The organism is Sunxiuqinia dokdonensis (assembly GCF_001270965.1).
In the GTDB taxonomy this organism is placed as follows: Bacteria; Bacteroidota; Bacteroidia; order Bacteroidales; family Prolixibacteraceae; genus Sunxiuqinia; species Sunxiuqinia dokdonensis.
Genome location: NZ_LGIA01000018.1, coordinates 18,320 through 31,248, shown reverse-complemented (window position 1 = coordinate 31,248; position 12,929 = coordinate 18,320). Strand labels below are relative to the sequence as shown.

The following is a 12,929-nucleotide window of genomic DNA, read 5'->3' as shown; positions in this document are numbered from 1 at the left end:
TTTACTAAACAAATCTTTACAAACAACTATTTTTGTCAAAACCGATCACATACCTGACCCTCAGTATTTTGCTGATGTCTTCATTTTTTTGTTTGGGCCAGCCTGAACAAAAAAGAATATTGGTCATCTATTCCTACAATGCCAGTTTTCATACACACCAGGAGTCAGAAATAGCTCTTTATGAGATCTTTCCTGAAAAAGGCTACCTAGTTGATGTTGAATTTTTGGATTCGAAACGCTACCCCGAAGGACAGCTTAATCCCACCGTTTTTCAGCAAATTAAACTGAAGCAACAAACCATAAAGCATTACGATGTGGTGATTGCCTGCAACGACAATGCGTTCAATTTCTGCATGGAATTTCAGGATGAATTATTTCAGGAAACACCGATCGTATTTTGGGGAGTGAACGACCACGAAAAAGCTTTGGCGCAGGAACACAACCCATGGGTGACGGGCTTTATCGAAAATATTTCGCTTGAAAACACCCTGAATTTGATTCAACGGCTTCATCCTGGAAAGACCCAAATGCACGTGATCACTGATAACACAACCACTGCCATCGCCGACTTCCGGGTTTTTCAAAAAAAAGTGGCCTTATTTCCCGATTTGAATTTTGAAACGATAAACACCAGCCACTTCACCCTGGCTGAGTACACCAAAAAACTACAGGAAATACCCGCTGACAACGTGGTTTTGCTCATGGCGTCTTATCGGTTAAAAGATGTCTATCTTGGGTTGGATCAGATTGTCGAACAGCTGCGAAACAATACGCAGGCCGCTATTTACCACGCCTACGACGAAGGGGTTGGCCAGGGTTTTATAGGTGGTACAATCATCAACTATTACGATCATATGTACGCAGCAGGTATTGTTGCCAAACAGATACTGGCTGGTGCTACTCCGGGGCAATTTAAAATAAGCGACACCATGCCCACCACCGCCATTGCCGATTACCAGCAGCTCAAAAAACATCACATTGAATTGGCGCTGGTTCCGCAGCGCGTGCAATTGCTGAACGAGCCAAAGACAAAAGTTGAAATTGCCCGGATTGAATTGGTCAAATTGATTTCGATTGTGCTCATACTTTTCTTTTTGCTTTTTCTGGTCATTTATTTGATGAATGTTCGGAGGAAGACCGAAAAATCGCTTCGCAAAATTGCCGAAAACTACCTGAACATCTTCAACGAAAACCACTCGATGATGCTGTTGATGCATGCACAAACGCAGCAAATAAAGGATGCCAACAAGTCGGCTGCCAATTTTTACGGCTACACGCGCGAAGAGCTCAAAGAACTTTATTTTGTGGATTTATGCCACCTTCCAAAGCTCGATATCAAGGCATTTTTCAGTCAATCGCAAAAGCAGAACAGCCATTTCGAACAGAAACATTATCGAAAAGACGGCCAAATGAAGGTTGTGGAAATTCACAGTGGAAAAATCTTTTTCGACAACACCACCTTTATCTATGCTATTGTTCATGATATCTCGCACCGGATAAAGGCCGAGCAGGAACTCATTGAAGCTAAAAAAAGAGCGGAAGAAAGCGACCGTCTGAAATCCGCTTTTCTGGCCAATATGAGCCACGAAATCAGAACACCGATGAACAGCATCCTGGGTTTTTCTTCGTTGCTCGAGGAGTACCATCAGGATGATGTTGTGCGCGAAGAATTTATCCGCCATATTCAAACCAGCGGAGAACACTTGCTGACCATTATCAATGATATTATCGACCTGAGCAAAATTGAAGCCAACCAGCTTGTTGTCAAAAAGCAGCGACACCAGCTGAATCAATTGCTTGATGATACCTACGAATTGATGAAGAATCAGCTGGCCAACCACAAAAAAGAACACCTGCAACTGAATTTAATCAAGGCAGTCGACGAACCCGAATTCATGATCGAAACGGATGCGGTCCGACTCAAGCAAATTCTCCTCAACCTGCTCGGCAATGCGCTGAAGTTTACTGATCAAGGGGCCATTGAGTTTGGCTATAAGTACCGGGAAGATGGCATTATCCAGTTTTTCGTGAAAGATACCGGCATCGGCATTGCGGGTAGCAAGCAGCAAGAAATTTTCTCGGCTTTCCAGCAAATTGAAGAGCACCTGACACGAAACCAGGGCGGCACCGGACTAGGACTTTCCATCACACGCTCACTTGTTGAAAAACTCGGCGGACATATCTGGGTGATGTCTGAAGTGAACGAAGGCGCTCGATTTTATTTCACCCACCCGAAAGAAAACGAATGCATCACCTAAGGCAACTATTTTTGACCGGTAACCGTGATGCGCCGCACCCGGTAAGGCTTTTTATTTTGGCCTTCGTAGTAGGTACGCATCAAAATTTCGGCCATAATTCCAATGGTCATAAACTGAATTCCCCCCATCACCAGAATCATGCCTAAAATCAAAATGGGTTTTCCCCAGATGTCATTACCCAAAATTTTCAGGATCAACAGGTAGAAATTGATTAAAAATCCAATTCCCAGGGTAGCAATCCCTATTCCACCAAAAAAATGCATCGGTCGCTGCATATATTTTTTGAAGAAAACCATCAGCACTAAATCACTAAAAACCCGGGTTGTACGGCTTAAGTTGTATTTTGATTTTCCAAACTCGCGCGCCCGGTGGTTCACATCTACCTGCGTGATTCGGGTAGAGCCTTCGAGTGCCAACAGGGCTGGAATAAACCGGTGCAACTCGCCATAAATATGGATGCTTTTAATGGCTTCGTGGGTGAACACTTTTAAGGTGCAGCCCAAATCTTTCATGCGGATTCCGGTCGCTTCACGAATCAGGTAGTTGGCAATTTTACTCGGAATTTTCCGTAAAAAAGCCCCATCCTTACGATTGGCCCGCACGCCGGCAACCATATCCCATTGACCATCGATTGCCATTTTCAACATCATGGGAATATCTTCCGGATCATTCTGCAAATCGCCGTCAATCAGCGCAACATACTCCCCCTGAGCCGCATCAATTCCCGCCTGTAAAGCTGAACTTTGTCCGTAGTTCTTCTTCAACTCAAGCAGTAAAAAATGCTCATCGTTAATCGCCTTCACTTCCTCGCACGTGCGGTCAGTCGATCCGTCGTCAACAAAAATGGCTTCGTAATCAAGGTCTTTCAGGGCGGCTTTTATTTGTTCGCTCAGTGGCCGAATGTTCAACTCTTCGTTGTAAACACAAATTACCACACTTAATTGCTTCATGATTTTCTGTTTATGGCGATTAAAGAATATCTTTGCCAAAATCGCTTGATTTAGCGAAGCGAAATTAACAAAAAGACTGAAAGTTATCTAATAGAATCATCATTTAAAATCTGGTTTAACTCATGCTCAAGCCATTGAACAAGCCCAAATACTATCCTTGGTTTATCTTTGCATTTGCCCTTATAAGCTACCTTTTTAATATTGGTGGCAGCAGCATTTACATTTTGGATGAAGCCAAAAATGCGACTTGTGCCGCTGAAATGTTTAGCCGTGGCGACTTGATTGTACCCACATTTAACCACGAGCTGCGCACCGACAAACCGCCGCTGCATTATTTTTTCATGATGCTGAGTTACTCCGTTTTTGGTGTGAACGCATTTTCGGCCCGCTTTTTTTCGGCTGTTTTTGGTGCCCTGACAATTTTAATCAGCTTTTTATTTGCCCGCCGTTTTCATTCTGAAAAAACGGGCTTGTGGACAGCCTTTGTTTTATTGGCTTCCATCCATCTCAACATCCAGTTTCACCTGGCCGTGCCGGATCCCTACCTGATTTTTTTCTTCACGGCCAGTATTTTCTCATTCTATGCGGCTATCAAGGAAAAACGTTTCATCTACCTGCTGCTGCTTTATGCTTCCATTGGCTTGGGAACCCTGTCGAAAGGGCCGGTGGCCATTGGCTTGCCCGGACTGATTTTTCTCTTGTTTCTGATTTTTAGCAAGCGGTTTAAATGGTCTGAAATCAAACAGCTTCGCCCATTTTTGGGCGCGGCCATCGTTTTGGTCATTGCCCTGCCCTGGTACATTCTGGTTCATATAAAAACCAACGGCGTATGGACTGACGGGTTCTTTTTCAAACACAACCTGGGCCGCTTTTCCAGCGAAATGGAAGGGCACGGCGGCATTTTCCTAATCACCATTTTGTTTGTTCTGCTCGGGCTTTTCCCTTTTTCAGCCTTCATCGTGCAAGCCTTGAAAAAGGCATTTGCCAATCGAAAGGATGATTTCACCCTGCTGAGCCTGGTGGCCGGACTGACAATCGTGGTTTTCTTTTCCATTTCGCGCACCAAACTGCCCAACTACACGGTACCGGCATATCCGTATTTTGCTCTTTTACTGGGCCTTTGGCTGGCTCAACTTAAATTCAACTTTGCCAGACCCAAAGCTTCCATGCTTGGACTTTTAATCTTTGGCATCATCCTCATCCCAGCTTTGTACATCGGCATCAGTTTCGATCCGGCGCTGGCTCATTTAAAACACTTGTCTCTTTATTTTCTTCCCATTCCGCTGGGCTTTTCCATAGCCTACTTTTGGTTTGCCAAGCGGCGGCTTAAGTTTGCAATCAAAGTCATCGGGATAAGCAGCCTGCTGGGTGCAGCTAGTTTTATTGCCGTGGTTTTTCCCCGTATTGACCAGGAAAACCCGGTCGCTCAGAGCCTTCATTTGTTGGAAGGAAAAGAGGTTCGATATTTTGAAAAATTCAACCCGTCATTCTCATTCTATCTTCAAAAGGAAATAAAACACCTGGAAGCCGATGAGTTTGCCAACTTTTTCGAAACCTATCCTGATGGGGTGATTATTTCAACCAAAAGAAAACTCGAAGGGATCAGCTTGCCCGATGAAGTGGAAGTGTCGTTCTCGGCCCGCGATATCATGGAGCGGCCAACAACAGTGCTGCTAACGCGAAAAAACTGAATTTATCTATTTGAAATAAAGGTGCTTTCGTAACCGAAAAGAGAAAAACAAAGCCGCAAAGGCCAGTCCGCTCAGGAAGCCGATCCAAACACCAATTGCGCCGAACCCAAGCACGATACCAAAAAGATAGCTGATGGGCAAGCCTAAAAGCATGTAGCTAATAAAGGCCATAAACATGGGGTGTTTTACGTCGGATAGCCCGCGGAGCGACGCCAGCAGAATGACCTGAACACCATCGAATATCTGAAAAAGGGCGGCCACAATTAGCAAGTTCGCAGCAATTAGAATCACCTGCGGGTCTTCGGTAAAAAGAAATGGCAGCTGGTGCCGCAATAGCACAAATAAAATCCCCATGATCGACATAAATAACACCACCAGATGGAACGAAGCGTAAATACTTCGCCGCATTTGCAAGGGGTCATCCAGTCCACGGTTATGGCTCACCAAAATGGTGGTTCCGGCTCCCAGTCCAAGGCTGATCATGTACGTAAATGAAGCCAAGCCAATAGCCACCTGGTGAGCTGCCAGCGCCTCTTTACTAATCCATCCCATCATAATGGCACCAAAACTAAAGGTGCTCACTTCAACAATAATTTGCAATCCAATCGGAAAACCAACCGCGAACACTTCCTTAAGCAGTTTTAGCTGAATTCGCGCACGATAGGCCAAGCGGAATTCTCGTTTGTACTGCTTGTTCTTTAGCAGAAAGGGAATCAGCATCAGTGGCATGATGATCCGCGAAATCAAGGTAGCCACCCCTGCCCCGTTTAGTCCCCACTCGGGAAACCCAAACTTTCCATAAATCAGCAAATAGTTCAAAACAATATTGACCAAATTGGAAGTGAGCGTGATGTACATGGCTATTTTGGTGTTGCCCACACCCTCCAGAAACTGTTTAAAGGAATAGAAAAGTAGCATAGGCAACAAGGAAGCCACGAGCAACAAATAATAAGGAGTGGCTTGTTGCACAACTTCTTCCGGCTGCCCCATCCGATTGAGAAAGAGGCTGACGAAAGCCATAATCACCGCAATCGCCAAGGTTGCCACACCATGCACGAGCAAGCCATTTTTCAGGTATTCGCCTACTTTCTGCTCCTTTTTCTGGCTGTAAACCGTTCCAACCAGCGGGGTCAAGCCCATCGTAATGCCAATGCCCAGTAGCATGCCAATGTGAAAAATATTGACAGAAAAAGCCGCTGCAGCCAGCTCAACAGTACCAACATGACCAACCATCATATTATCGACCAAGCTAACCGTTACCTGGCCAATTTGAGATAAAATAACAGGAAAAGCCAGATGCAGGCTTTTTTTGTACAACGGAATATAATCAGAAAGTCTCACGAATTCAATATCATTTTAGACAGACAAAAACCAGATCAGGCAAAAATGGTTCTTGCACCCAAGCATTAAAATCGCACAAAAATAAGCGAATGTTTCCTCTTTAAGGAAATTAAAACCATGAATTTGATGAAATCATCCAAATTGGAATTTCCGGAAAACAATTACACGAACCAAAACAAACAGGAAAGGCTTACAACGAAAACCAGTAATTAAATTTGATCATGAACACATTCTCTGACTTTAAGCCAAAAAGGTCGCCATAACTTTGAGAGACTGAATGGTTATTGCTTCGTTCATATAAAAAGCGCGAACTGTTCCAAACCAAATACAAGGTCGATCCCGGTCTGAACTCCCAGCGAGCAACCAGGTTCGAGCGCAACTCCTGGTAATTGAAATCGGGCTTGGCAAACGAATAAGTTTCCGACTGGGCATCGGTCATATTATAGGTGTTATTCTCAAGGCTGATGCTTTGCGGGCTCAAATAGCGCTGGTCAATATTTTTGCTGCTTCCATCATTCACCCGCCTGAAATTGCTGTATTTTCCAACCGAGGCATACGGATTGGCATAATACTGGAGCGAAAACTCAGGCGTAATGAAATACTCGAGCCGAAGGGTTGTCGAAATCGTCTTCCGGTCAAGCTGCCCCACGAGGTAGCCGGTCTGGTCGTCTGAAAGGTTGATCTTACGCACATACTCGTGGTAGTCGCTCAGAATTTCGTAATCGGTTTGACTGTTGATGCTGATTCGGTCGCTGATTTGCCACCGCACAAAAAAGGTATAAACTGCCCGTTTGTACACTCCATCAACCGACCAGCTCCAATTTGGGCCGCCAGCCACCAGTATTTTTTTGGCATTGTTGCTCTGCACAAAAATCCGAGTTTTCCAGCTATTTTCTTTATAAAGTTTCGGGCCACCGCGCAGCTCACGCGTATCAAACTGGCTGTAGTCATATTCCAGGTAGGCGTGCATGCGCCACAAATTGGTGAACCGCAAAAAAGCATGCAGGTCCAATTCCTTCTTGGTGGTCTCGCCGCCGTAGCTCCAGCTGTTGTTCTGGGTCAGGTCGAAATAATAGTCCCGCAAAATTCCCAGTGGCTTGTTCACTTGGTAGCGCAATTCCAACTCCTGCTGCAGGTAATCGGCCTGATACATGTACCCCAAATCATTGAGGTCGATTCCAGGCGAGCGCCAGCTGAAGGCGCCAATGGCACGAAATTTTCCACTGCGTTTTCCGCCTTTTAACTCGCCGCCATGTCCGGCCAGTTCGGTTCGCTCCACATCAAAAGTCAGATGATCAGCATCCGGGCGTTGAAAATAATGCTGCGAGGCCGTTTGCAGTTTGCTGATGGCCTCCACACTTCCGCCCACGCGGCTGAAAAAACTCTTTGCATCGAAAAAATATTTCCGCTTTTTCCAGTTGTGTTGTAAATCAATGCCACCAACCAATGCCGAAGAGGGCACAAAATCAAGGTGATCCTCCTTCACCGAACGAAGAGAAGACGTCAGAATCCCTCCAAGAACGGTGTTCCCTTCATTAAAATCCTGCTTTACACGGCCTACAAAATAGCTCGAAAAAGGCTCAACCGTCAGCTGCTCATGTTCATCGCCCGAATAAATGGTTGCCTCTTCACGTGCCGTCAGGCTTTGCACCACGCCCAGCGAAAGGCCCTTCTTATTCTTTCCGGTTACCTTCAAGGCACTAATGATGGAGGTGTTATCAGGCATCGACATGGTTTGACCGTCTTGCAAGCCCGGCGAAAAAACCGGCGCCCGCCCAATCCGTCGCGAATAAAACAGCAAATCGCGCCCGGTGGAAAAATCCAGCACATTGTTTCCCTCCAGAAAAAACGGGCGCTTTTCATTGTAAAAGACCTCGTACGATGATAAACTTAAAACTGAAGGGTCAGCTTCAACCTGTCCAAAATCGGGATTAATCGTATAATCCAGAGTAAAGTCCGAACTCAGGCCTATCTTTCCGTCCAACCCAAAATCAAGCTTCGTTTTATTCTCTAAATCAGTATTGGGCGAAAAACGTGTACTGGCATAAGGCAAAAATTCTTTCTTCCGTTTTGAATCGATGCCCTTGATTCCCCGAAGTTCTCCAAACAAATAAACCATCGCGGGTGCATCAACCGGAATCAACTTCCACTGGGTTTCTTCCATATTTCGGTCAATCCAGCGCCAAATATGCATCCCCCAAACCTGCTCTTCCGAATCGGCAAACCGCAACTGGCTGAATGGGATGCGCATTTCAACGGTCCACATCGAATCTTTAACAGCCGATTTGCCTTCCCAAACCGCATCCCAGTTGTAATCCCACTCGTAGGCGCCCAAGTGCATCAGGTCAACTTTTTGCCCTGCTGCCGAAACGTTAAACTCAAAGGCGGTCTGCTTGTCGGCATACGAGTCGATGGCAATGCCGGCAATGTCACCGTTCATTTCATCACGCCGGCTTAAGATGGAGCGGATCTGCTCCGGATCATTATCATAACAGCGCATGGCGACATACAGGTTGTTCCGGTCGTACGAAATACAAACTTCCGTTTTCTGCGACGGCTCTTGTGCTTGCAGGGGTTGTTGCTGAACAAATCCTCCTCTCCATTGGCCAGTTTCCCAGCAAGCTTCATCCAGCTCGCCATCAACTTTCACTTTTTCAGCCGTAAATGTAGCGTAGTAAACTTTCTTAAGACTGGCTACCTGATTGACAAGCAAATCGGAAGACAAGGAATAACAGAAGGATTGCTGAGCTTGAATAGCGTTGACCGAACATAGGCCAGCCAAGACTGTCAGAAGCAGAAGGCGTGATTTTTGGTGGAACATAATTTTTTTCTAAAGACCATCAAAAATACATAATTTATCATTCAAGTAGGTTTTTTAACATCGATTTTTTTTGAAAATTGAAAGAATAATTACAGATATTGAGAAACTTTTTAAGGCAAATATGGTTTTTAAGTTAGACTTAAAGACAATAGCCAGACTATTTAATAAGACAAATATTTGAAGTATTAAAAGTTAATTATGAGGAAAATCAACAAAATCCTGGTTGCGAACCGGGGTGAAATTGCTGTTCGTATCATGCGCACCTGCCGTGAAATGGGCATTGCAACTGTTGCTGTTTTTTCTGATGCCGACCGGACATCCATGCATGTTCGCTATGCTGACGAAGCCTATCATGTGGGGCCGGCACCATCGAAAGACAGTTATTTAAAAGCGGAAAAAATTATTGAAGTTGCTTTACAATCAAAAGCCGATGCCATTCACCCAGGCTACGGCTTTTTATCTGAAAACGCCAGTTTTGCCAAACTGTGCACCGACAATGGGATCATTTTTATTGGACCAACTCCCGCCGTGATTGATAAGATGGGTGATAAAATTCAAGCCCGGAAAGCCATGATTGCTGCCGGTGTTCCGGTAGTGCCTGGCACCACCGAAGCCATCCAATCCGAAGATGAAGCCATCAAAACCATCCAAACCATTGGCTTGCCGGTCATGATTAAAGCATCGGCCGGTGGCGGCGGTAAAGGCATGCGTCTGGTCGAAAAAGCGGAGAACATCGTTTCTTCAGTCCGCGCTGCTCGTTCCGAAGCATTGGCCTCGTTTAACGACGATGCCGTTTATATTGAAAAGTATGTCCAGTCACCACACCACATCGAGTTTCAGGTGTTGGGCGATGAACACGGCAATGTCGTTCATTTGTTTGAGCGGGAGTGTTCCATCCAACGCCGGCACCAAAAAATGGTGGAGGAAACGCCCTCTGTGCTGATGACCCCGGAATTACGGGAACAGATGGGAAAGCACGCTGTTGACGCTGCCAAAGCGGTGAACTACGTCGGTGCCGGAACCATTGAATTTTTGGTGGACAACGACCGGAATTATTACTTTCTGGAAATGAACACCCGTTTGCAGGTGGAGCATCCCATTACCGAGCGCGTGACCGGAATCGATTTGGTCAAAAAGCAAATTCAGGTAGCCGAGGGACAGACGCTCAATCTGGAGCAAAGTCAACTTGAACAAAAAGGGCATGCCATTGAATGTCGGATTTACGCGGAAGACTCGGACAACAATTTCATGCCAAGTCCGGGAAAAATTCACACCATCACACAACCCCTTGGATTGGGCGTTCGCACCGATGGTTATGTGTATGAAGGTTACGAAATCCCGATTCATTATGATCCACTGATTTCGAAATTGATTGTGTGGGCAGAAACCCGCGCCGAAGCTATTGAACGCATGCGAAGAGCCCTGTATGAGTACAAAATCACAGGAATCAGAACTTCGCTGAAATTTCTGGAACGCATCATGGATTCAGCCGATTTTGTCAGCGGGAATTATGACACCAATTTCATCGAGAAAAACAGAAGTACCTTAATGGCCGACGATTCCAGCGAAGACGAAAGCCAGGACATGGTCATCATTGCCGCCTACTTCGATTTTATCAACCGGAAAAATAAAGTCATCCCAACCAAAGAACTCAATCCGGCAAAGAATCGGTGGAAAAAATACACATACCAAAAGAATTTTGATCGCTTATAAAACAGAGTATTATGCCTATTGAAATCAAATTAGGTGACCGCATAGCGTCCGTTAAGATTTTAAACCAAAACGAAAATCTCATCGAAATCATGGTCGATGACAAGGTTTACAATGTTGACCTGATGCATAATGACGAAGGAACCTTTTCCATCATTGAAAATAACCGTTCGCACAACATCTCGCTGGTCCCCTCCCCAAAGCCAAAATCGTACACGGCTCATACCCTGTACAACACCTACGATTTGGAAATCATTGATGCGGAAGCACGATATATCCGCAATCGCGGAGCCGGAGCCATTGCACAAAGTGAGAAACAAATTGCGGCGCCCATGCCAGGCAAAATCGTAAAAGTTTTGGTGAAAGAAGGTGAATCAGTCACCCAGGGACAGACCGCGGTGATTATTGCCGCCATGAAAATGGAGAGTGAGTATAAAGTGGCGCTCGATGGCGTTGTCAAAGCAGTTCACGTTGCCGATGGCGACACGGTAGAATCAAACCAAGTATTGATTGAAATTGATTAATTGAAAAACTATGGACTTAAAAGGCAAATTTGAAAAGTTAGAACTACTCAATAACGAAGCTGAAATTGGCGGAGGCCAGGAGCGAATTGAAAAGCAACATGCTGCCGGAAAGAAAACCGCCCGTGAACGAATAGAAGAACTATTGGATCCGGGTACATTCAACGAGATTGATAAGTTCGTGCTACACAGGGCAACCGACTTTGGCATTGACAAAAAGAAATTTCGCGGCGATGGAGTTGTTTCCGGCTACGGAAAAATCCATGACCGCCTGGTGTATGTTTTTGCCCAGGACTTCACCGTTTTTGGAGGAACAATGAGTCGGTCGAACGCCGATAAAATTGTTAAAATTCAGAAAATGGCCATCGAGAACGGAGCGCCGCTGATTGGGCTGAATGATTCAGGTGGCGCCCGCATACAGGAAGGCGTACAAAGTTTGGCGGGTTATGCCGACATTTTTTACAACAATGTGCTTTCGTCGGGTGTCATTCCGCAAATCAGTACCATTTTGGGGCCATGCGCCGGAGGGGCAGTCTACTCTCCTGCCCTCACCGATTTTATTTTTATGGTGAACGAAACCAGCCACATGTTTGTCACCGGACCCGATGTCATTAAAACCGTGACCCACGAGAATGTGAGTAAGGAAGATTTGGGTGGCGCCGTCACACACACTTCCAAAAGTGGCGTGGCTCATTTTTCGGGCGACAATGAAGAACAAACCCTGATGATGGTGCGCGAATTGGTGAGCTTCATTCCTTCAAACAACATGGAAGAGCCACCGATTCAAACAACCACCGATCCGATCGACCGCAAAATTGATGCGCTGCACGATGTCGTTCCGGCCGACCCCAACAAGGCGTACGACATGAAAGACATCATCCTGAAAATCATTGATGATGAACATTTCCTGGAAGTGCAACCCAACTACGCAGCCAATATTGTCATTGGGTTTGCACGCTTTGGAGGAAAATCAGTCGGTATTGTGGCCAACCAGCCCGCGGTTTTGGCGGGCGTGCTCGACATCAACTCATCGGCCAAAGCCGCACGCTTTGTGCGTTTCTGCGATGCGTTCAATATCCCGCTTGTCACCTTGGTTGATGTTCCCGGATTCTTGCCGGGCACCCAGCAGGAATTTGGAGGAATCATTAAGCATGGCGCCAAATTGCTGTATGCGTTTGCCGAAGCGACTGTCCCTAAAATTACGCTCATCACCCGTAAAGCTTACGGTGGTGCTTACGATGTGATGTCGAGCAAGCACATTGGCGGCGATATCAACTACGCGTTCCCAACGGCCGAAATCGCCGTTATGGGCCCCGAAGGCGCCATCAACATTCTGAACCGAGATATTACAGATGAGGCCGAAAAAGCCAAAGCCGTTGAAGAATACCGCGACGCTTTCGCTAACCCATACCGTGCTGCTTCGCTGGGTTATGTCGATGAAATTATTTACCCGGAGGATACTCGAATCAAAATCATCAATGCGCTGGAGATGACGCACAACAAGCGAAAATCGAACCTTCCGCGAAAACACGGAAACATTCCATTATAATCTTGTCGCATGGCTGCCCGGATCATCGTTTTGATCCGGGCAGTTTGCTTTCTGTAGCAAATGATGGAGGTTCATTGCGCCCAGCTGA

Annotated in this window: 8 protein-coding genes; 5 read left to right on the top strand and 3 right to left on the bottom strand. The window is 45.9% G+C overall.

What is annotated here, in order from left to right; translation table 11 throughout:
- The first annotated feature begins 32 nt into the window (after window positions 1-32).
- Window positions 33-2,258 carry a sensor histidine kinase gene (locus tag NC99_RS01735; RefSeq protein WP_053179216.1) on the top strand — a complete coding sequence of 742 codons (2,226 nt, stop codon included), beginning with the start codon at window positions 33-35 and terminating at the stop codon, window positions 2,256-2,258.
- Window positions 2,259-2,263: 5 nt separating this feature from the next.
- Here NC99_RS01735 and NC99_RS01730 read toward each other — a convergent pair whose 3' ends face one another.
- Complete coding sequence (locus NC99_RS01730) at window positions 2,264-3,208, bottom strand: glycosyltransferase family 2 protein (protein ID WP_053179215.1); 945 nt, start codon at window positions 3,206-3,208, stop codon at window positions 2,264-2,266.
- Between the two features lie 122 nt (window positions 3,209-3,330).
- On the opposite strand from NC99_RS01730, the gene NC99_RS01725 reads away from it, so the two are divergent.
- Complete coding sequence (locus NC99_RS01725; RefSeq protein WP_053179214.1) at window positions 3,331-4,899, top strand: ArnT family glycosyltransferase; 1,569 nt, start codon at window positions 3,331-3,333, stop codon at window positions 4,897-4,899.
- Window positions 4,900-4,905: 6 nt separating this feature from the next.
- Here NC99_RS01725 and NC99_RS01720 read toward each other — a convergent pair whose 3' ends face one another.
- Together NC99_RS01720 and NC99_RS01715 are read right to left on the bottom strand one after the other, a co-directional pair.
- Window positions 4,906-6,240 carry an MATE family efflux transporter gene (locus tag NC99_RS01720; RefSeq protein ID WP_053179212.1) on the bottom strand — a complete coding sequence of 445 codons (1,335 nt, stop codon included), beginning with the start codon at window positions 6,238-6,240 and terminating at the stop codon, window positions 4,906-4,908.
- Between the two features lie 190 nt (window positions 6,241-6,430).
- Window positions 6,431-8,965, bottom strand: coding sequence for a DUF5916 domain-containing protein (locus tag NC99_RS01715; protein WP_162231120.1), 2,535 nt, complete (start codon window positions 8,963-8,965; stop codon window positions 6,431-6,433).
- A 294-nt stretch (window positions 8,966-9,259) separates the two neighbouring features.
- On the opposite strand from NC99_RS01715, the gene accC reads away from it, so the two are divergent.
- From accC to NC99_RS01700, 3 genes are read left to right on the top strand one after another with little or no spacing between them, the layout of a single operon-like run.
- Window positions 9,260-10,774, top strand: coding sequence for an acetyl-CoA carboxylase biotin carboxylase subunit (accC, locus tag NC99_RS01710; RefSeq protein WP_053179206.1), 1,515 nt, complete (start codon window positions 9,260-9,262; stop codon window positions 10,772-10,774).
- Window positions 10,775-10,785: 11 nt separating this feature from the next.
- On the top strand, window positions 10,786-11,295 hold the full coding sequence (locus NC99_RS01705; RefSeq protein ID WP_082326250.1) for an acetyl-CoA carboxylase biotin carboxyl carrier protein subunit: 510 nt from the start codon (window positions 10,786-10,788) through the stop codon (window positions 11,293-11,295).
- A gap of 10 nt (window positions 11,296-11,305) precedes the next feature.
- Entirely contained in the window at window positions 11,306-12,841 is a 1,536-nt protein-coding gene (locus NC99_RS01700; RefSeq protein ID WP_053179205.1) for an acyl-CoA carboxylase subunit beta, read from the top strand.
- Window positions 12,842-12,929: the final 88 nt, after the last annotated feature.